Origin of the sequence: Vreelandella hamiltonii (assembly GCF_014651795.1) — a bacterium.
Lineage (GTDB): Bacteria > Pseudomonadota > Gammaproteobacteria > Pseudomonadales > Halomonadaceae > Vreelandella > Vreelandella hamiltonii.
In genome coordinates this window covers 1-20889 of the sequence record NZ_BMXO01000022.1, presented here as the reverse complement: position 1 = coordinate 20889, position 20889 = coordinate 1, and the positions used below count along the sequence as shown (strand labels likewise).

18 protein-coding genes and 2 tRNA genes are annotated in these 20889 nt (G+C 60.6%); 1 reads left to right on the top strand and 19 read right to left on the bottom strand.

All coding sequences use genetic code 11. From position 1 onward, the window contains the following. Positions 1-69 precede the first annotated feature (69 nt). The 14 genes from rpsO to rlmE all read right to left on the bottom strand — a co-directional run bounded on the left by rpsO (position 70) and on the right by rlmE (position 13445). A complete protein-coding gene (gene rpsO / locus IE061_RS17220) occupies positions 70-339 on the bottom strand; it encodes a 30S ribosomal protein S15 (protein ID WP_016915928.1) in 270 nt (89 codons plus the stop codon). Between the two features lie 118 nt (positions 340-457). Beyond that, the gene (truB, locus tag IE061_RS17215; RefSeq protein WP_016915927.1) at positions 458-1378 is read right to left on the bottom strand and encodes a tRNA pseudouridine(55) synthase TruB; all 921 of its coding nucleotides are present in this window, start codon (positions 1376-1378) and stop codon (positions 458-460) included. Further along, complete coding sequence (gene rbfA / locus IE061_RS17210; protein WP_016915926.1) at positions 1378-1791, bottom strand: 30S ribosome-binding factor RbfA; 414 nt, start codon at positions 1789-1791, stop codon at positions 1378-1380. The genes truB and rbfA overlap by 1 nt, the downstream gene beginning before the upstream one ends. Before the next feature lie 17 nt (positions 1792-1808). Next, positions 1809-4349 (bottom strand): translation initiation factor IF-2, encoded by a 2541-nt coding sequence (gene infB, locus IE061_RS17205; protein WP_193462149.1) that lies wholly within the window; start codon positions 4347-4349, stop codon positions 1809-1811. Between the two features lie 27 nt (positions 4350-4376). After that, positions 4377-5891, bottom strand: a complete 1515-nt coding sequence (nusA, locus tag IE061_RS17200; protein ID WP_039181366.1) for a transcription termination factor NusA — start codon at positions 5889-5891, stop codon at positions 4377-4379. Between the two features lie 68 nt (positions 5892-5959). After that, positions 5960-6421 carry a ribosome maturation factor RimP gene (gene rimP, locus IE061_RS17195; protein ID WP_081138051.1) on the bottom strand — a complete coding sequence of 154 codons (462 nt, stop codon included), beginning with the start codon at positions 6419-6421 and terminating at the stop codon, positions 5960-5962. Between the two features lie 283 nt (positions 6422-6704). After that, positions 6705-6781 (bottom strand) — tRNA-Met (locus tag IE061_RS17190). Positions 6782-6904: 123 nt separating this feature from the next. Then, positions 6905-6991, bottom strand: a tRNA-Leu gene (locus IE061_RS17185). Between the two features lie 30 nt (positions 6992-7021). Next, positions 7022-7381 carry a preprotein translocase subunit SecG gene (secG, locus tag IE061_RS17180; protein ID WP_016915922.1) on the bottom strand — a complete coding sequence of 120 codons (360 nt, stop codon included), beginning with the start codon at positions 7379-7381 and terminating at the stop codon, positions 7022-7024. Positions 7382-7385: 4 nt separating this feature from the next. Next, positions 7386-8135 carry a triose-phosphate isomerase gene (gene tpiA, locus IE061_RS17175; protein ID WP_193462148.1) on the bottom strand — a complete coding sequence of 250 codons (750 nt, stop codon included), beginning with the start codon at positions 8133-8135 and terminating at the stop codon, positions 7386-7388. A gap of 77 nt (positions 8136-8212) precedes the next feature. Continuing rightward, positions 8213-9577: a phosphoglucosamine mutase gene (glmM, locus tag IE061_RS17170; protein ID WP_193462147.1), complete on the bottom strand. Its 1365-nt coding sequence runs from the start codon at positions 9575-9577 to the stop codon at positions 8213-8215. Between the two features lies 1 nt (position 9578). Beyond that, positions 9579-10490, bottom strand: coding sequence for a dihydropteroate synthase (gene folP, locus IE061_RS17165; RefSeq protein WP_189464100.1), 912 nt, complete (start codon positions 10488-10490; stop codon positions 9579-9581). A gap of 99 nt (positions 10491-10589) precedes the next feature. Next, positions 10590-12584 (bottom strand): ATP-dependent zinc metalloprotease FtsH, encoded by a 1995-nt coding sequence (gene ftsH / locus IE061_RS17160; protein WP_193462146.1) that lies wholly within the window; start codon positions 12582-12584, stop codon positions 10590-10592. Between the two features lie 213 nt (positions 12585-12797). Continuing rightward, positions 12798-13445 carry a 23S rRNA (uridine(2552)-2'-O)-methyltransferase RlmE gene (rlmE, locus tag IE061_RS17155; protein WP_016915917.1) on the bottom strand — a complete coding sequence of 216 codons (648 nt, stop codon included), beginning with the start codon at positions 13443-13445 and terminating at the stop codon, positions 12798-12800. Positions 13446-13559: 114 nt separating this feature from the next. Between rlmE and yhbY the strand changes: the two genes are divergently transcribed. Next, a complete protein-coding gene (gene yhbY, locus IE061_RS17150) occupies positions 13560-13886 on the top strand; it encodes a ribosome assembly RNA-binding protein YhbY (RefSeq protein ID WP_016915916.1) in 327 nt (108 codons plus the stop codon). Between the two features lie 145 nt (positions 13887-14031). Here yhbY and greA read toward each other — a convergent pair whose 3' ends face one another. The 5 genes from greA to IE061_RS17125 form a co-directional block, all read right to left on the bottom strand. After that, a complete protein-coding gene (gene greA / locus IE061_RS17145; RefSeq protein WP_039181387.1) occupies positions 14032-14508 on the bottom strand; it encodes a transcription elongation factor GreA in 477 nt (158 codons plus the stop codon). Next, complete coding sequence (gene carB / locus IE061_RS17140; protein ID WP_193462145.1) at positions 14505-17735, bottom strand: carbamoyl-phosphate synthase large subunit; 3231 nt, start codon at positions 17733-17735, stop codon at positions 14505-14507. The genes greA and carB overlap by 4 nt, the downstream gene beginning before the upstream one ends. Before the next feature lie 75 nt (positions 17736-17810). Beyond that, on the bottom strand, positions 17811-18956 hold the full coding sequence (gene carA / locus IE061_RS17135; protein ID WP_193462163.1) for a glutamine-hydrolyzing carbamoyl-phosphate synthase small subunit: 1146 nt from the start codon (positions 18954-18956) through the stop codon (positions 17811-17813). 387 nt (positions 18957-19343) lie between these two features. Next, complete coding sequence (gene dapB / locus IE061_RS17130) at positions 19344-20150, bottom strand: 4-hydroxy-tetrahydrodipicolinate reductase (protein ID WP_193462144.1); 807 nt, start codon at positions 20148-20150, stop codon at positions 19344-19346. 113 nt (positions 20151-20263) lie between these two features. Continuing rightward, positions 20264-20545 (bottom strand): DUF2218 domain-containing protein, encoded by a 282-nt coding sequence (locus tag IE061_RS17125; RefSeq protein WP_193462143.1) that lies wholly within the window; start codon positions 20543-20545, stop codon positions 20264-20266. Positions 20546-20889 lie beyond the last annotated feature (344 nt).

The following is a 20889-nucleotide window of genomic DNA, read 5'->3' as shown; positions in this document are numbered from 1 at the left end:
CGGCTACCTCAAACAAAAAAACGGGCAGCTCGCAAGGAGCTGCCCGTTTTGAATCGTTGCCGTTACTGCTTAGCGACGCAGACCCAGTTTCTGGATCAGAGACTGATAGCGCTCGAAATCCTTACGCTTCAGGTAGTCCAGCAGCTTACGACGCTGGTTTACCATGCGGATCAGACCACGACGAGAGTGGTGATCCTGCTTGTTGGTCTTGAAGTGGTCCTGCAGGCCATTGATGTTGGCGCTCAGCAGTGCAACCTGCACTTCAGGGGAACCGGTGTCGTTGTCGCCGCGGCCGTATTCGTTGACGATTTCGGCCTTTTTCTCAGCGGTTAATGCCATCTGTCTCTCCAGTAAGCAATATGCCTAAAAATGAATGGGTGAGACCACGCATATTTGCAGTCTCAAGCTGCTATTTTCGCGCAAATCGCCGCATCCTTGCAACGTTTTCACGGCGAAATTACGAACGAGCGACCGTACTCAACAGTCGCTTGGGAGCCACTTCCTGCGGCCCTTTTACAACGCCAAGGCCGATAAAGGTCTCGGCGTGATAAAGTCGTGCCAGCGCATCCGCTGCCAACTCGCCACTGGCCAGCTGCACCGACTGCCCGTGAGCCAGCCTGTCATAGGCAGCATCGTCCACGCTGAGCGATGGCAGATGATCCACCAGCACATCGACGGGCATCAGTTCCGCCTCGCGATGGGCCTGACTTGCCAGCGCTTCCAGCGCCTCCAGGGTCCACATGGCGTCGCCACCGAAGGGGCCGGTCTTGAGCCTGCGCAGTTGACTGATGTGGGCACCACACCCCAGCGCCAGGCCAATGTCTTCGGCCAGGGTTCGGATGTAGGTTCCCTTGCTGCAACTGACTTCCAGCTCGAAGGCATGACCCTCGAACGCCAGCAGGCGCGCATCATACACGCTAACCCGCCGTGCTGCACGTTCAACCTGCTTGCCCTCGCGCGCCAGCTCGTAGAGCTTCTTGCCCTGGTGCTTCAACGCCGAATACATGGGCGGCACCTGGTCGATCTCGCCACGAAAGCGGACCAGCACGGCCTCCACATCCTCGGCGGTGAGGCTTGGCACCTCACGCCGCTCGATGACGTTACCCTCGGCATCGCCGGTGTCGGTGATCACGCCCAGTTCGACCCGGGTGCGATACATCTTGTCGGCTTCCAGCAGGTGTGCGGAAAACTTGGTGGCCTCCCCCAGGCAAATGGGCAGCAAGCCAGTTGCCATGGGGTCCAGCGTGCCGGTATGCCCGGCTTTCTGCGCCTCGAACAGACGGCGCACACGCTGGAGTGCATGGTTGCTGGAAATACCCTTGGGCTTGTCCAGCAGCACCACGCCATTCACCGGTAATCCGCGACGGCGACGAGCCATTAGCGCGTCTCCTCACCCTGGGCGTCGGTGTCGTCCTCGTCATCTGATTGGCGGGCACGGTCGGTAGAGACCGCCTCGTCGATCAGCGATGAGAGGTGCTGGCCACGCACCACGCTTTCATCGTAATGAAAACGCAGCTCAGGCACGTGGCGCAGCTTGATGCGCTTGGCAATCTGGCTTCTCAGAAACCCAGAGGCGCGCTTGAGCACCTGCAGGTTTTCCTTGATACGCTCGGGCTCCTGTTCACCCAGCAGGGTGACATAGATATCGGCGTAGCCCAGGTCACGGCTGACGGCAGCGCCGCTCACCGTGATCATGCCAAGACGCGGGTCTTTTACTTCCCGCTGGATCAGTACCGCCAGCTCCTTCTGGAGCTGGTCGGCTACCCGGTCGGTACGCTTGAATTCGCGCATGTTGACTCCTCGCTGCCTTACAGGCTGCGCTCGACCTTCACTTGGTCAAAGACTTCGATCTTGTCGCCGACCTGAACATCGTTGTAGTTCTTCACGCCGATGCCACACTCCATGCCGTTACGCACTTCCTGTACGTCGTCCTTGAAGCGGCGCAGCGATTCGAGTTCGCCTTCGTAGATGACCACGTTGTCACGCAGAACGCGGATACGCTTGCTGCGGGAAACCGTGCCTTCGACGACCATACAGCCGGCCACCGCACCGATCTTCGGCGCGCGGAAGACATCGCGTACTTCGGCCACACCCACGATCTCTTCTTTCCACTCGGGGGCAAGCATACCGCTCATCGCCTGCTTGACCTCGTCGATCAGCTGGTAGATGACGCTGTAGTAGCGCAGATCCAGACCTTCACGCTCGATGATCTCACGGGCTGCGGCATCGGCACGTACGTTGAAGCCGACCACGATGGCTTCAGACGCCAGCGCCAGGTTGGCGTCGGTTCCGGTGATACCACCCACGCCGGAGGAGACCACCGCCACTTGCACTTCGTCGGTGGAGAGCTCTTCCAGAGCGCCCTTGATGGCTTCCAGTGACCCCTGAACGTCGGCTTTGAGGACGATGTTGACCTTGGCCACTTCGTCCTGGCCCATCTGGCTGAACATGTTCTCCAGCTTGGCTTTCTGCTGACGCGCCAGGCGCACTTCGCGGTATTTGCCCTGACGGAAGTTGGCCACTTCACGGGCTTTCTTCTCGTCGGCCACGACCATGAAGTCGTCACCCGCATCCGGCGTGCCGTCGAGACCCTGGATCTCGACCGGCATGGCGGGGCCAGCGGTATCGACCTGTTGACCCAGCTCATTGGTCAGCGCACGAACGCGACCATAGTGCAGGCCTGCCAGCACGATATCACCCTTCTTCAGCGTACCGTTCTGAACCAGCACGGTAGCCACCGGGCCACGGCCTTTGTCCAGGCGAGACTCGACAACGACACCTTTGCCAGGCGCCGACGGAACGGCCGTCAGCTCAAGCACTTCGGAGGCCAGCTGGATCGCTTCCAGCAGGTCTTCCATGCCTTCGCCGGTTTTGGCGGACACGTGAACAAACTGCGTGTCACCGCCCCACTCTTCGGAGATCACGCCGTGCTGTGACAGCTCGTTACGAATGCGGTCGAAGTCCGCGCCCGTTTTATCGATCTTGTTCACCGCCACGACCATGGGCACTTCAGCCGCTTTGGAGTGCTCGATCGCTTCAACGGTTTGCGGCATCACGCCATCGTCGGCGGCCACGACCAGGATGACCACGTCGGTGGCTTTGGCACCACGAGCACGCATGGCGGTAAACGCCGCGTGACCAGGGGTATCCAGGAAGGTGACGCCGCCGTGGTTGTCTTCCACGTGGTAAGCACCGATGTGCTGGGTAATACCGCCCGCTTCGCCAGTGGCGACCTTGGCACGACGGATGTAGTCCAGCAGCGAGGTCTTGCCGTGGTCAACGTGACCCATGACCGTCACCACGGGTGAGCGGGTGATCTCTTCGCCTTCGTAGGAGATGCCTTCCAGCATTTCCGTTTCCAGCGCGTCGTCCTTCACCAGCTTGACCTTGTGGCCCATCTCTTCCACGACGATCGCCGCAGTATCCTGGTCGATGGTCTGGTTGATGGTCACCGCCGCGCCCATGGTGAACATGGCCTTGATGACTTCGTTGGCCTTGATCGACATCTTGTCGGCCAGCTCGGCAACGCTGATCGATTCAGGGATCGAGACTTCACGCACGATCGGCTGAGTCGGCTTCTGGAAGCCGTGCTTGCCGTTGCCGCTCTGGCTTGCGCCGCCACGACGGCCACCACGGCGCTCGGCACGCTTGACCTTCTTGCCGCCACCGCCACGCTTGCGCTCTTCGCGATCACCGCGATCGTCGTCATCGTCGCGGCCTTTTTTCTTGGCAGCCGTCTTCTTGGGCGGTGCCGTGCGACGGTCGGTACGGCCTTCCTTCGGCGGTGCAGGCGGCAGGTCTTCACCCGTCGGTGCATCGTCGATTTCCAGGTCAGGCACGTCGATGTCCGGCACTTCTGCCGCCTTGGCCTTGGCTTGCTCTTCCGCTGCCTTGCGTGCAGCGTCTTCAGCCACCTTGGCTTTTGCGGCTACGGCTTTCTCTTCCGCCGCCTGGGCTTCCTGCGCCTTGCGCTCGGCTTCCGCTTCGGCCATGTCGCCTACCAGCTGGCGCGGGCCAGAGTGCTGGGGCTCGGCAGCCTTGGGCTTCTCTTCTTCACGCTTGACGTAGGTCTTCTTCTTGCGCACCTGAACTTCGATGGTTTTACCGCGCTCGCCGGTCTTGATGCGGCTACGGGTTTTACGCGTCAGGGTGATGCGGTTCTTGCTCGGCTCGTTGTCGCTGCCGCCGTGGCTCTTCTTCAGAAAGCTCAGCAGCGTCTGCTTGTCTTCTTCAGATACGGCGTCGCTTTCCGAGGCGTGCTGCAAACCGGCTTCTTTCATCTGTTCCAATAGGCGGGGCACATCGCGGCCCACCTTCACTGCAAAATCTTTAACTGTCATATCCGACATAGTGACCCTCCTCAGCCCGTGACCTGTTTACTGTGTGTTCGAATCCGATGTGTCGTCGGTTTCGAACCAGGGCGCACGGGCAGTCATGATCAGTGCCGCTGCGCGCGCTTCGTCCAACTCCTCGATATCGACCAGATCGTCGACAGACTGCTCGGCGAGATCTTCCATTGTGACAATGCCGCGGCTGGCGAGAATGAAGGCCAGGTGGCGCTCCATACCGTCCATTTCCAGCAGGTCATCCGCTGGCTGGGCACCGTCCAGCGCTTCTTCCGAGGCAATCGCCATCGTCAGCAGCTCGTCTTTTGCGCGTGCACGCAGCTCTTCCACCAGCTCTTCGTCGAACTCTTCGATTTCGAGCATCTCTTCCAGCGGCACGTAAGCAACTTCTTCCAGGGTGGTGAACCCTTCTTCTACCAGCAGGCGGGCAACGTCTTCGTCCACTTCCAGGTGCTGAACGAAAGAGTCCACCAGGCTGTCGATCTCCTGCTCGCGCTTGGATTCCGCCTCGTCTTCGGTCATGACGTTGATACGCCAGCCAGTCAACTCGGACGCCAGGCGCACGTTCTGGCCGCTGCGACCAATGGCCTGGGCCAGGTTGTCCTGGGCGACCGCCACGTCCATCGCGTGGGCGTCTTCGTCCACCAGAATAGACGCCACATCGGCAGGCGCCATGGCATTGATGACCAGTTGCGCCGGGTTGTCATCCCACAGCACGATATCGACGCGCTCGTTCTGCAGCTCGGAAGAGACCGCCTGCACCCGAGAACCACGCATACCCACACAAGCGCCCACCGGGTCGATACGGCGGTCGTTGGTTTTCACCGCGATCTTGGCCCGAGAGCCGGGGTCGCGAGCCGCCCCCTTGATTTCGATCAGCTGCTCGGCAATTTCCGGCACCTCGATCTTGAACAGTTCGATGATGAACTCCGGGCAGGTACGCGACAGCTGCAGCTGTGCACCACGGGCATCCGGGTCCACCTTGACCAGCAGCGCACGCACTCGCTCGTTCATGCGGTAGCGCTCGCCGTGAATCATCTCGTTGCGCGGCAGGAACGCTTCGGCGTTCTCGCCCAGGTCGATGATCAGGCCGTCACGGGTGGTCTTCTTGACGATACCGGCCACCAGCTCGCCTTCACGGTCTGCGTATTGACGCACGACTTCAGCGCGCTCGGCTTCGCGCACTTTCTGGACGATGACCTGTTTGGCGGTTTGTGCGGCAATGCGGCCGAACATGGCGTTTTCGATCTTCTGCTCGACCACATCGCCCAACGCCAGCGGCGGATCCCGCTGCTCGGCGATGCTCTGCTTGATTTCGTAGTCGGGCGTCTCGAACTCGTCGTCTTCCACGACGGTCCAGTAGCGGAAGGTGTCGTAGTCGCCGGTTTTACGGTCGATACGCACCCGCACATTGGCTTCTTCGTGCTCGAAACGCTTGCGCGACGCGCTGGCCAGCGCGGCTTCAACCGCTTCGAAAATTACATCACGGGGGACGCCTTTTTCGTTGGAGATCGCGTCCACGACCATTAAGATTTCTTTACTCATGCGTATGCCTCGCCAGAAAACCTGTCCTTTTGTGCGTCGACCCGGCATCTACCGGAAGCCGCCACCCGTTATTCTTCGAACTGCGGGACAACGTGCGCAGCATCAATACTTTCAATGGGAAAGCAGTACTCTTCGCCTTCCATTTGCAGCAGCACTTCGTCTCCTTCGACCCCAGCCAACAACCCCTGGAACTTGCGTCGGCCATCGAAAGCGAGGCGTAGCTTCAGCGCCACCTGATGGCCCTGGTAGCGAGTGAAGTGATCCAGAGAATAAAGGGGGCGTGCCATACCGGGTGACGAGACCTCCAGGCGATACTCGCCAGGAATCGGATCTTCCACATCCATCACGGCACTGACTTGACGGCTGATATCGGCGCAGTCTTCCACGCTGACGCCGCTCTCACGCTCGATATAAATGACCAGCCGCGAATGCTTGCCCTGGGAAACATGCTCGATGCCCCAAAGCTCGAAGCCCATGGCGGCAACGATGGGTTCGATCAGCGCATGAAGCGCAGCGTGTTTTGTGGCCACAGACAAAGCTCCTATAGCCGTTGCATCAGGCGCCTGGCCAGGAGTCTTGATAAAAGCCAGGAGGCTGATTGGCATTACCTGGGAATGTGTCTCTGGCTACTGAACAACGTCCGCGCGTGAGACACTCTTGGCTCGCAAAAAAGCTACTAACAAAAAGCCCCTTCACAGGAAGGGGCTTTTCGAAAGAAACCTGTAATACCATTTTAGCAACATGTTGCGATCTTTTCGCTGCCTTGAAACAAATTGCGAACTGCTTCACGACACTGCAATGTTGCTAAATAAATGGTAGCGGGGACCGGATTTGAACCGATGACCTTCGGGTTATGAGCCCGACGAGCTACCAGACTGCTCCACCCCGCATCAATCTAGGTCGACGATAATAGACACTTAAACTACTTACGTCAAGTGCTGTTTTCGTCTCAGGTGCCAACCCTGACTTTCTTTGGCAAATACTCTGGGAAGCTGGCGAGCCAGCGAAACAGATGGTGCCGAAGGCGGGACTTGAACCCGCACGACCATACGGTCACTACCCCCTCAAGATAGCGTGTCTACCAATTCCACCACTTCGGCATCAGGGGAGGCCAAAGAAAACGCGGCTGATTACTCTCCGCTTTCCTCAAGCACTGGCGCGGTATTATCCATACTTGCAGGGCTGTCGTCAAGCGTAGGAATGCTGCGCTGCTGCTCGATCAAGCGTGCGTCGGGAATGCCCGCTTCCGGTGCCTGGCCTGCCTGGGTAGCAAAGTACGCCAGCGCCATGGAGGTGACGAAAAAGCCCGCCGCCAGCACACCCGTGGTGCGAGAAAGGAAGTTACCGCTACCCCGCGAACCAAACACCGTTTGCGATGCGCCGCCACCGAAGGCAGCCCCCGCTTCAGCGCCTTTACCCTGCTGAAGCAGGATGAGTACCACCAGGGCGACCGCAATCACCACATGAACCATAAGAATTGCAACTTGCATGGCGTTATCCTGCTGACTGACAAATGGCGTAGAAATCGTCGGTTTTAAGCGAGGCACCGCCCACCAAACCGCCGTCGATATCCGGCTGAGCAAGCAGCTCTGCCGCATTACTTGCATTCATGCTGCCGCCGTAAAGCAGTTTCAACTGCTCCGCCAGCGACGCATCGAACCCTGCCTGGTAGGCACGAATACCTGCCATGACTTCCTGAGCCTGCTCCGGCGAGGCCGTGCGCCCGGTACCAATGGCCCAAACAGGCTCGTAGGCAATCACCACCTGACGACGCTGTTCTGGTTCCAGTCGCGCCATGGCGTAGCCTACCTGGCGCAAGACCACGTCCATGGTCTGGCCGGCATCACGCTCCTCGAGGGTCTCGCCGACACACAGAATCGGCGTCAAGCCGACATCCAGAGCGGCCACCAGGCGATTGAATACCTGCTCGTCGCTTTCACGGTAGAGCTGACGGCGCTCGGAGTGGCCCACCAGCACGTAGCCAACGCCAAATTCCTTGAGCATGCGACCACTGACTTCACCGGTATGCGCCCCGGCGTGCTGAGGATTGAGCGTTTGCGCCCCCAGCTTCAGCGGCGTATCACCAAACGCCTGACGCGCCATGTCCAGGTAAGGAAAGGGCGGAATAATCACCACCTCGACACCTTCCGGTAGCGTGGCAGAAGCAAACGTTTTACCAAACGACTCGATCAATGCCGCCGAACCGTTCATTTTCCAGTTACCGGCAATCAAGGGCGTGCGCATGGGTGATCCTCAATCCAGGTGGAGCGAAATGGTATAGGAGCCGCCTTGTCAAGACAACCGCTGTGACGCGTCCTGCGTTATTTGCTGGCGTCGTCACCGAGCAGCGCCTGGACCTGCTGGGCCAGCCGATTGGCCAGGCGGTCGACATCCAGATGGGCACGGCCTTCCACCATGACCCGAATCAGCGGTTCCGTCCCCGAGGCGCGCAGCAGCACGCGTCCCTGGTCGCCCAACTCGGCTTCCAGCGCCGCCACGGCTTCCTGCAAGGGTGGAGCTGCCATCACCTGGCGAGCATCGGAGCCGGCCGGTAGCCGCACGTTGACCAGCGACTGGGGGACTTTTTCGAGCCCCTTGAGCAGGGCCGGCAGCGGCTTCTGCTCGCGAACCATCAAGGCCAGCACCTGCAGCGCGGACACGATGCCGTCGCCGGTGCTCTGCACATGACCACACACGATATGCCCCGAAGCCTCGCCCCCCAGTTCCCAACCGTTGGCGGCCATCATCTCCATGACGAAGCGGTCGCCCACTTTGGCGCGCTGGAAGGGAATACCCAGCCGCTCCAGCGCCATGGCCAGCCCAAAATTGCTCATCAGGGTGCCCACCACGCCACCTTCCAGCAGGCCACGCTCGAAACGGTCACGGGCGATCAGATAGAGAATGTCATCGCCATCCACTTCTCGGCCATCGGCATCCACCAGCAGCACACGGTCGCCGTCGCCATCGAAGGCGACGCCCAGGTCGGCCCCCTGCTGAATGACCGCGGCGCGTAGCGCAGCGGGATGGGTGGACCCCACCTGTTGGTTGATATTCAATCCGTCGGGAGACGCCCCAATCACGCTGACATCGGCCCCCAGCTCGCGGAATACGCTGGGGGCGATATGGTAAGTGGCCCCATGAGCGCAATCCAGCACTACTTTCAGGCCATGCAGGCTCAGCCTGTCCGGCAGCGTAGATTTACAGAACTCGATATAGCGGCCCGCCGCATCGTCGATCCGCGTCGCCTTGCCCAGTTGCACGGCCTCGGCCGTGGTCAGCGGCGCTTCCAGCATGGCTTCGATACGGTCTTCGATCTCATCGGGCAACTTCTTGCCTTCGGCAGAGAAAAACTTGATGCCGTTGTCATCGAAGGGGTTGTGCGAGGCTGAAATGACGATCCCGGCATCCGCGCGGAAGGTGCGCGTCAGGTAGGCAATACCCGGCGTGGGCATCGGCCCCAACAGCGCCACATCCACCCCAGCAGCAGACAGCCCCGCTTCCAGCGCCGACTCGAACATATAGCCGGAAATACGCGTATCCTTGCCGATCAACACCCGGGTGCGGCCCTTTTCGCGACGCAACACCTGCCCGGCGGCCCAACCCAGTTTGAGCATGAAATCAGCCGTAATCGGCGCCTGTCCTACCGTGCCACGAATACCATCGGTACCAAAATAACGACGCGTCATGTCAAGACTCCTTCTTCACGAGCGGCTCACAGCCTTCTTGCAGCACGGCCCAGGCCATATTCACGGCATCCACCGTGGGCCCTACATCGTGCACCCGAATCACTTTGGCTCCGCGCTCCACCGCCATGGCAGCTAGCGCCAGCCCTCCCGCCAGGCGCTCTTCCACAGGACGGCCCAGCACCTTACCAATCATGCTCTTGCGCGACATGCCCACCAGCAGCGGCAAGCCCAGCTCGTTCAGCGAGGCCATGTGCTTCAACAGCTGCAGGTTATGCTCGACGGTTTTGCCAAAGCCAAAACCGGGGTCCAGCAGCAGCCGATGACGACGCAGCCCCACCGCTTCGCAGGCCGCGATCCGCTCCGCCAGGTAGGCCGCCACGGCCTGCTCCACCGGCACATCGTAGCCAGGCGAGTGCTGCATATCCTGCGGCTCACCCTGGCGATGCATCAGACATACCGGCAGGCCACTACTGGCCGCCGCCATCAGAGCGCCATCGCGCTCCAGGGCACGCACATCGTTGATCATGCCCGCTCCCAGCGCGCTCACCTCACGCATGACCAGGGCGCTGCTGGTGTCCACCGACACCAGCGCATCCAGCTCACGCACCAGCGCCTCTACCACCGGAGCCACCCGGTCCAGCTCCTGCTGTTCGGTGACCGGCGTGGCACCTGGGCGGGTCGACTCTCCCCCCACATCGATCATCGCCGCGCCTTCCGCCAGCATGCGCTCGGCATGGCGCAGCGCATCATCGAGGGCCACATGCTGCCCACCGTCGGAAAACGAGTCCGGGGTAACGTTCAATATGCCCATCACCCGTGGAAACGAGAGATCGAGCGAATGGCGACCACAGCGCAGGTGAAACGCATCTTCCGGGACGTGCGGAGCCGAGATAGGGTCAACGATCGGGTTCATCTTGCCGCCTGAAATCAAAAAAATTCACTGTCATTGGCCACAGGATAACAAAAAGGCGCCCCGCTGGGGCGCCTTTGCTGGTTGGCGTGATGGCCTGGCTCAAGAGCCCGCCGACCCACCCAACGGGTCCGAAGGGCGACGACGCGGCTCGTCATCGTCTTCTTCGCTATCGCCTTCCGAGGCGGCTTCAGGCTCTTCTGGTTTCGCTTCCGGCTTGTCGCCACCTACCGGAGAGCCGCCACCCGAAGAGTCGCCGTCACCCCAGCCTTCCGGCGGGCGGGGGTCACGCCCTTCCATGATGTCTTTCAGCTGATGCGCATCGATGGTCTCGTACTTCATCAGCGCTTCGGCCATGGCATCCAGCTTGTCGCGGTTGTCATGCAAAATCTGGCGAGCCTGTTCGTAGCACTCGTCGATGATCTTGCGCACTTCCTTATCGAGGCGCGTGGTGGTTTCGCCGGACCTCAGCTTGCCGCCACCCTGACCCGGGCCACCAAGGAACTGGTGAGACTCGTCCTCGTCGTACATGATCGGACCCATTTCGTCCGAAAGCCCCCACTTGGCCACCATGTTATGGGCCAGCTCCGTGGCGCGCTTGATGTCGTTGGAAGCACCCGTGGTGACACCGTTGGGCCCAAGCGTCATCTCTTCGGCAATACGACCACCGAACAGTGAGCAGAGCTGGCTGATGATCTGCTGGCGCGACAGGCTGTAACGATCCTCTTCCGGCAGGAACATCGTCACACCCAGAGCGCGGCCACGGGGAATAATCGTGACCTTGTAGACCGGGTCGTGCTCGGGCATGACCAGACCAATGATCGCGTGACCTGCCTCGTGGTAAGCGGTATTGAGCTTCTCTTTATCGGACATGACCATGGATTTGCGCTCGGCGCCCATCATGATCTTGTCCTTGGCCAGCTCAAGCTCTTCCATGCCTACCAGGCGCTTGTTACGACGCGCCGCAAACAGGGCAGCCTCGTTCACCAGGTTGGCCAGGTCGGCACCGGAGAAACCAGGCGTACCACGGGCAATCAGCTGCGGCTTCACGTCATCTGCCAGCGGCACCTTGCGCAGGTGAACGCCCAGAATATGCTCACGGCCACGGATATCCGGCAAGCCCACGGTTACCTGACGGTCGAAGCGGCCCGGGCGCAGCAGCGCGGGGTCGAGTACGTCCGGACGGTTGGTGGCCGCAATCACGATGATGCCTTCGTTGGCCTCGAAGCCGTCCATCTCGACCAGCAGCTGGTTCAGCGTCTGCTCGCGCTCATCGTTACCGCCACCCATGCCGGTGCCACGCGAGCGACCCACGGCATCGATCTCGTCGATGAAGATGATGCAGGGCGCCTGCTTCTTGGCCTGCTCGAACATATCGCGCACGCGGGACGCACCCACGCCCACGAACATCTCGACGAAGTCGGAACCCGAGATGGAGAAGAACGGTACCTTGGCCTCACCGGCAATGGACTTGGCCAACAGCGTCTTACCGGTACCGGGAGGACCGACCATCAGCACACCACGGGGAATGGTGCCCCCCAGACGCTGGAATTTGCTAGGGTCGCGCAGGAAGTCGACCAGCTCTTCCACCTCTTCCTTGGCCTCGTCACAGCCCGCCACGTCAGCAAAGGTGGTCTTGATCTGGTCTTGTGAGAGCAGCTTGGCCTTCGACTTGCCGAAGCTCATCGGGCCACCCTTGCCGCCACCGGCACCGCCTTGCATCTGGCGCATGAAGAACATGAAGATCGCCAGGATCAGCAGGATCGGGAAACTGGCAATCAGCAGCCGTGTCCAGATGCTTTGCTGCTCCGGCGCCTTGCCGACCACCGTGACATTGTTGCTCAGCAGGTCGTCGATCAGCTTGGGATCTTCTGCGGCAGGGCGGATGGTCTGAAACTGCGAACCATCGGTCCGCTCACCGGTGATGGTATACCCATCGATGGTGACGCTGCGGATCTGCTGATTTTGCACCTGCTGCACAAACTGGGAGTAGTTGGTGCTTTGCGGCGCGCTTTCCGTACTGAAATTGTTGAACACTGTCAGCAGAACGGCCGCGATGACCAACCACAGAATCAGGTTCTTCGCCATATCGTTCAAGGGGCTACCCTCATTACAAGAATCCGTCAGTTAACCGTTAATACTCAGACCTTACACTAGAGTTTAACGTTCAACCATTGCCAAAGCGCATAACGCCCTGGGCCATCTGTGTCACGCTCGTCCAATGTGCATAATGTGACACACCTTACGCCTGCCTGTCTGGCAATCGTGGTGATAAATCGTCGCTATCGTGGCCATGCACGCGGTCACTTGCTAACCGCGAAAGCCTTCGGCCAGAAAATAGACTTCTCGTGAACGGGCCCGTGAAGCATCCGGCTTACGGGTCACGACGCGCTGAAAGCTGCCGCGCAGCTCCTTCAAATAGGTGTCGAAGCCCTCCCCCTGAAATACTTTGACCAGAAAACGCCCCTTGGGCGAGAGCGTTTCACGCGCCAGCTCCAGAGCAAGCTCGACAAGGTACATGGCCTGTGGCTGGTCGATGGCGGCCATCCCACTCATATTGGGGGCCATGTCGGACATAACAAGGTCTACCGGTCGATTTCCCAACCGCTCGAGAATCGCATTGAGTACACGCTCTTCGGTGAAATCGCCCTGAATGAAGTCGACCCCTGCCAGGGCGTCCATCTCCAGAATGTCGGAGGCGATCACGACACCTTCCGGGCCAACCTTTTCGGCGGCGATCTGACTCCATCCGCCGGGCGCTGCCCCCAGGTCGATCACCGTCATGCCATTGCGAAACAGCTTGTCCTTCTCATCCAGCTCCAGCAGTTTGTAGCTTGCCCGGGAGCGGTAGCCATCCTGCCAGCTCTGTTTCACGTACTGGTCGTCGAAATGTTCTTTCTTCCAGTTGTTGCTGGTTTTGCTCACTGAATGTTTACGGCTTGGAGGCTTTTGCTGCATAGGGGCATCTGACGCTGGAATAAGAGATGGGCGCATTGACGGGATTGCTTTCACTTGACGGCATTTCACCGTAAGATGGAACGTTAAGCGCTAACCGGGATACCGCAAGATACCATGAGCTTGTCACAGGCACAAAAGAAAGCATTTCGTAGCATTGGCCACCATTTGAACCCCGTGGTCACCGTTTCTGAGAACGGCGTCTCCGAAAACCTGCTCGCAGAACTCAGCCGCGCGCTCAACGACCACGAGCTGATCAAAGTGAAGCTCGCCCTGCCCGAGCGGGATGATCGCGCCGCGATGATCAACGAGCTGCTGGCTGACAGCAAGGCCGAACTGGTGCAAACCATCGGCAAGATGGCGCTGCTGTACCGTCGCAACCCCAAGGCCAACCCCAAGCTCTCCAACGTGACCCGCTTCGAGAACCACCACGGGCGGCACTGACGCAGGAGCGTTTGGCTGAGCGGACGCTTGGCTGAGCGGACGCTTGGCTGAACGGATCTGGCGCCCATCATAAAACAGCGCCAGACGAAAAGGCCCGATGCAGGAAACTGCACCGGGCCTTTTTCATGGCGCTAGCGGAACGTGATCAGAGGTGCTCGACACTCTCGATTTCGTACTCCACGTCGCCACCGGGGGTTTTCACCACCACCACGTCGCCCTCTTCCTTGCCGATCAGCGCGCGGGCAATGGGCGATGTCACGGAAATGCGCCCGGCCTTGATGTCCGCTTCGTCTTCACCCACGATGCGGTACGTCACGCTGGCGTCGCTGTCCAGGTTCAGCAGTGACACGGTGACGCCAAAGATCACCTTGCCGGTTTTCGGCAGCTTGGTGACGTCGATCACCTGGGCACCGGAGAGTTTGCTCTCGATTTCCTGAATACGGCCTTCGATGAAGCCTTGCTGTTCGCGCGCAGCGTGGTACTCGGCGTTCTCCTTGAGATCGCCGTGCTCACGCGCTTCGGCGATGGCGGCAATCACCTGAGGGCGAGCTTCGCTCTTCAGATGGTTGAGCTCATCGCGAAGGCTCTTCTCTCCCGCAACCGTCATCGGGACCTTGTTCATTGCGTTGCTCCTGCGTGCAGATCCTGAAGGCGCCGCACCGTAATCTCCCTACCGTACTCCACCGCCATGCAAACAGCATTAGCGCCCGCCAAGGTGGTCGCATAGGGCACCTTGCGCGCGAGAGCAGTACGGCGAATGATCGAAGAGTCGTTGATTGCCTGACGACCTTCGGTGGTATTCACGATGTAGGCGATTTCGTCGTTCTTCAGCAGATCGACGATATGGGGACGGCCTTCATTGACTTTGTTGACGCGCTCCACGGGCAGCCCGGCGGCTTCGAGGGCCGCTGCGGTACCGCGTGTTGCACATAGCGTGAAGCCCAATGTTAGCAGAGAACGGGCCACTTCGATAATCCCCTGCTTGTCCGGCTCGCGCACCGACAGGAATGCCTTGCGGTCGCCTTCCAGCGCCGGAATCGCCTCACCCGCGCCCAGCTGCGCCTTGAAGAAGGCTTCGGCGAAGGTATCGCCGGAGCCCATGACTTCACCGGTGGACTTCATTTCCGGCGAGAGGATCGGGTCCACGCCCTGGAACTTGTTGAACGGGAAAACGGCTTCCTTGACGCTATAGAAGTGCGGCACGATTTCACGCTCGAAGCCCTGTTCCGCCAGAGTCTTGCCGGCCATGCAGCGGGCGGCAATCTGGGCCAGCGAGGTGCCGATGCACTTGGAAACGAAAGGCACGGTACGCGAAGCACGCGGGTTGACCTCGATCACGTAGATCTCGCCATCCTGCCAGGCCAGCTGTACGTTCATCAGGCCTTTCACGCCCAGCTCGACGGCCATTTTCTTGACCTGTGCGCGCATCTCGTCCTGCACGTCGGCGGGCAGCGAGTAGGGTGGCAGCGCACAGGCAGAGTCGCCAGAGTGAACGCCTGCCTGCTCGACGTGCTGCATGATGCCGCCGATGACCACCTGCTGACCATCGGAGACCGCGTCGATGTCTACTTCCACTGCCGCACTGAGGAAGTGATCCAGCAGCACCGGCGAGTCGTTGGAGACCTTGACCGCGTTGGTCATGTAGTTTTCGAGCTCGGAGGCGTCGTAGACGATCTCCATGGCACGGCCACCCAGCACATAGCTGGGACGCACGACCAGCGGGTAGCCGATCTTCTCGGCCCTGGTGAAGGCTTCTTCGAAGCTGCGGGCCGTGGCGTTGGGCGGCTGCTTCAGGCCGAGTTTGTCGATCATCACCTGGAAGCGCTCGCGGTCTTCGGCGCGGTCGATGGCATCCGGCGTGGTACCGATGATCGGCACGCCTGCCGCTTCCAGCTCACGAGCCAGCTTCAGCGGCGTTTGGCCGCCGAACTGGACGATGACGCCCACCGGCTTCTCCTTGTCGGCGATTTCCAGCACGTCTTCCAGCGTCACCGGCTCGAAGTAGAGGCGGTCGGAGGTGTCGTAGTCGGTGGAGACGGTTTCCGGGTTGCAGTTGACCATGATGGTTTCATAGCCGTCGTCGCGCATGGCGAAGGCGGCGTGCACGCAGCAGTAGTCGAACTCGATACCCTGGCCGATACGGTTCGGGCCACCGCCCAGCACCATGATCTTCTGGCGATCCGACACGTCCGCTTCGCACTCCTCTTCATAGGTGGAGTACATGTAGGCGGTATCGGAAGCAAACTCGGCGGCACAGGTGTCGACGCGCTTGTAGACCGGGCGAATGCCTGCTGCCTGGCGCGTTTTGCGGAACTCCTTCTCGGAGACGCCCAGCAGCTTCGCCAGCCGCGCATCGGAGAAGCCCTTGCGCTTGAGCTGGAACAGCTCACGTGCCGAGAACTCTGCCAGGGCGCGCTTGGATACGGCGGCTTCGGTGAGAATCAGGTCTTCCATTTGCACCAGGAACCAACGGTCGATGTTGGTCAGCGCAAAGATCTCATCCACGCTCATGCCCGCCCGCATGGCGTCGGCGACGAAGAAGATGCGCTCGGCACCCGCTGCCTGCAGCTCGCCCTTGATCTGGGCCATGGCTTCGTCGGTGAACTCGGTGATGATCGGATCGAGGCCGTCGTTGCCGGTTTCCATGCCGCGCAGCGCTTTCTGCAGCGACTCCTGGAAGGTACGCCCAATGGCCATCACCTCGCCCACCGACTTCATCTGGGTGGTCAGGCGGTCGTTGGCCTGGGGGAACTTCTCGAAGGTGAAACGCGGAATCTTGGTGACCACGTAATCGATGGAGGGCTCGAACGAGGCCGGGGTCTGGCCGCCGGTGATGTCGTTCTGCAGCTCGTCCAGGGTGTAGCCCACCGCCAGCTTGGCAGCTATCTTGGCAATCGGGAAACCGGTGGCCTTGGACGCCAGCGCCGAGGAGCGCGACACCCGCGGGTTCATCTCGATCACCACCATGCGACCGGTTTTCGGGTCCATACCGAACTGCACGTTCGAGCCCCCGGTTTCCACGCCGATCTCGCGCAGCACGGCCAGAGAGGCGTCGCGCATGATCTGGTACTCTTTATCGGTCAGCGTCTGGGCAGGCGCGACGGTAATCGAGTCACCGGTGTGCACGCCCATGGGGTCGAAGTTTTCGATGGCGCAGACGATGATGCAGTTGTCGTTGCGGTCACGCACCACTTCCATCTCGTACTCTTTCCAGCCCAGCAGCGACTCGTCGATGAGCAGCTCGTGGTTGTTGGAAAGCTCGAACCCACGGGTACAGATCTCTTCGAACTCTTCCTTGTTGTACGCCACGCCGCCGCCGGAGCCGCCCATGGTGTAGGAAGGACGAATGATGGTCGGAAAGCCCAGCTCCGCCTGAATCTCCCAGGCCTCGTCCATGGTGTGCGCCACTTTGGCCTTGGGGCACTCCAGGCCGATGTTCTTCATCGCCTTGTCGAACAGGTCGCGGTCTTCGGCCTTGTTGATGGCATCGGCGTTGGCACCGATCATCTCGACGCCGTACTTGGCCAGCACGCCGTGCTTGTCGAGGTCCAGCGCGCAGTTCAGCGCCGTCTGGCCGCCCATGGTGGGCAGAATCACATCCGGGCGCTCGGCTTCGATGATCTTCTCTACCGCCTGCCAGGTGATCGGCTCGATGTAGGTGGCATCGGCCATGGCCGGGTCGGTCATGATGGTGGCCGGGTTGGAGTTCACCAGAATGACCCGGTAGCCCTCCTCGCGCAGCGCTTTACAAGCCTGGGCGCCGGAGTAGTCGAATTCGCAGGCCTGGCCGATGACGATCGGACCAGCGCCAATGATGAGAATGCTGTTGATATCGGTACGCTTAGGCATAACGGTTCCCGCAAAAAGTGGTGACGATGAGCATCGAGGCGACGTAACTGGGCAATGAGCGGCAGCGCGGCTGACTTAGCGGCGCGCCTGCATCATCGCGATGAAGCGATCGAACAGCGGCGCTACATCGCGCGGGCCGGGGCTGGCTTCCGGGTGCCCCTGGAAGCTGAAGGCCGGGCGGTCGGTGCGCTCGATTCCCTGCAAGGTGCCGTCGAACAGCGAACGGTGCGTGGCGCGCACGTTGCTGGGCAGGGAAGCTTCATCGGCGGCAAAGCCATGGTTCTGGCTGGTGATCATCACCGTACCGGTGTCCAGGTCTTGAACCGGGTGGTTGGCGCCGTGGTGGCCGTGGCCCATCTTGACGGTTTTCGCGCCAGAGGCCAGCGCCAGCAGCTGGTGGCCCAGGCAGATACCAAACACCGGGGTGTCGGTTTCCAGCACTTCCTGGATCGCCTTGATGGCGTAATCGCAGGGCTCGGGGTCGCCGGGGCCGTTGGCCAGGAAGACACCGTCCGGGTTCATGGCCAGCACGTCTGCTGCAGGGGTTTGCGCAGGCACCACCGTCAAGCGGCAGCCACGGGCCGCCAGCATGCGCAGGATGTTGAATTTCACGCCGTAATCGAAGGCCACCACATGGTAGGGGCGCTCACCCTGGCTGGCATCCGCGTAACCTTCGCCCAGGGTCCACTCGCCTTCCGACCACTCATAGGCCTCCTTGCAGGAGACTTCTTTCGCCAGATCCATGCCCTTCAGGCCCGGAAACGCCTTCGCCGCCGCCAGCGCACGCTCGACGGCATCATCACATTCGGCCTCGGCACCTGCCAGAATCGCCCCGTTCTGGGCGCCCTTGTCACGCAGAATGCGCGTCAGGCGGCGGGTATCGATATCGGCAATGCCCAGCACATTCTGGCTGACCAGATAATCGGCAAGGCTCTGTTCGGAACGGAAGCTGCTGGCCAGCAGGGGGAGATCACGAATCACCAGGCCCGCCGCCGCAATGGACGCGGACTCGATGTCTTCGGAATTGATGCCGGTATTGCCGATATGCGGGTAGGTCAGGGTGACGATCTGGCGGGTATAAGAGGGGTCGGTGAGAATTTCCTGATAGCCGGTCATGGCTGTATTGAACACCACCTCACCGCTCGTGATTCCCTCCGCGCCGATGGCCGTTCCATGAAACACACTGCCATCTTCCAGGGCCAATATCGCGGGTTTGCTCAATGCGGGGTTATTCAAAACACGTTCTCCCATGCTGGTGGGAGCCTGTGGGCGCAGGCTCGGCGATCCGGTTACGGCGTTTGCGCACAAACGTCGGGTCGTAAAAAAGCGGGACGAAGCCGACAATAAAAAAATCGGTTTCATCCCGCTTGTTGTTCTCTTTCCGTGGCCTTCATAACGGTGTTGGCCATGGCGCAGCATGTCGCTGACTACTTTTCCCACTTGACGACCAGTGCAACAAGCGCGGTGCTCTCTCGACAGCCGTGTGTTCGACTGCCGATATGGTGCTGCTTTTTGCAGCCACTGGGCCAAAATTTTTGGAATGTTACAGCATTTAGCGCACCAGAGCCAGCGTTTTATGCCGACCTTGGTCTAACAAAAGCCCACGGCTCAGCTCAGCGCCAGCACGTCCTGCATGTCATAACGGCCATGCGGCTGAGCGGCTACCCAGCGTGCCGCCCGCACGGCCCCTTTGGCGAAGGTCATGCGGCTGGACGCCTTGTGGGTAATTTCGATGCGCTCGCCTTCGGTGGCGAACATCACCGTGTGCTCACCGACGATATCGCCTGCCCGCACGGTAGCAAAACCGATCTCTTTATCGGTACGCGGGCCGCACTGCCCCACGCGCTCGAAAACGCCGTGCTCCTTCAAGGTGCGCCCCAGGCTCTCCGCCACCACTTCGCCCATCTTGATGGCCGTTCCGGACGGCGCATCGACCTTATGGCGGTGGTGAGACTCGATCACTTCGATGTCGTAGCCTTCGTCGCCCAACGCCTTGGCCGCCGTTTCCAGCAGCTTCAGGGTCAGGTTCACGCCGACGCTCATGTTGGGTGCAAATACCATCGCTACGCGGTCGCGGTAGCTGTCCAGCGCGGCCAGCTCGTCATCGTTCATGCCGGTCGTGCCGATCACGATGCGCTTGCCGTGCTCGGCACAAAACGCCAGGTTCGCCAGCGTCACCTGGGGTGCCGTGAAGTCGATCAGCACGTCGAAGTCGTCCACGATGGCCGCCAACGAGTCCACCGCCACCACTCCCCGCTTGCCTACGCCTGCCAGCTCACCGATATCCGCCCCCGCCAGCGAACTGCCCGGCTCGACGATTCCCCCGGCCAGTTGGGCACCGGCATCCTGTTCTATGGCGTTGACTAACGTGCGGCCCATACGGCCAGCTACGCCCACAATGGCAATTCGGGTCATGGGAACTCCTGTGCGTGTGCCGTTCGGCATCAGCGAGAAACAAAAAAGGTGGCCGCGATTATAGCAGACCACCTGACGGGATGCGGTGCTGACGGAAGCACGGCAGATGGCGCTCAGTTCTCCCAGACGATCTCCAGCGGCTCATCTTTCGCCATGCGCACCAGATGGCTTTCCACCACGCCTTCCAGCTGGTCCAGATGCTCTTCTTCGAGGGTTTCGATGGCGACGATCAGGCGCTCGGGCTCCGCGTGCATCAGGCAGGTGCCGCTGGCAAACACGATCCTGGCATGCTGCTCGCCCTGCTCCACCTCCAGCTTGTGGGCCCAGTGCTTGCACAACCGGTTGATCAATCGTGCCCCGGACGGGGTGGCAATCTCGGCGCGAGATAACGGCATACGCTCTACTCCTGTTCGATGACGGCTCAGCTCCCAAGCCTAAAGCCCGCCCTGCCAACCGCCAAGTGACCAATGAGAATTTGCTGCAACGATACGTTCGCTTTCCTGCAAGCGCTGCCGACGCTTCGCGCCTCGGCGACCCATGGCCTCCGTGGTCATCCGGCTATATTCCTTTTTCGTTAGGCTGGCGGCAAACATCTTCGTTTGAGCCATTCTGACCCAACCCACCATTAGCTGCCTATTGACGTCCTCCCCGCCCTAAAGGACGGGGATTCCAACTTCTTGAGGGCAACGTCCTGCCCCGAGGCTGAGGATATTCCGGGCCGCATTCACGTCCCGGTCGT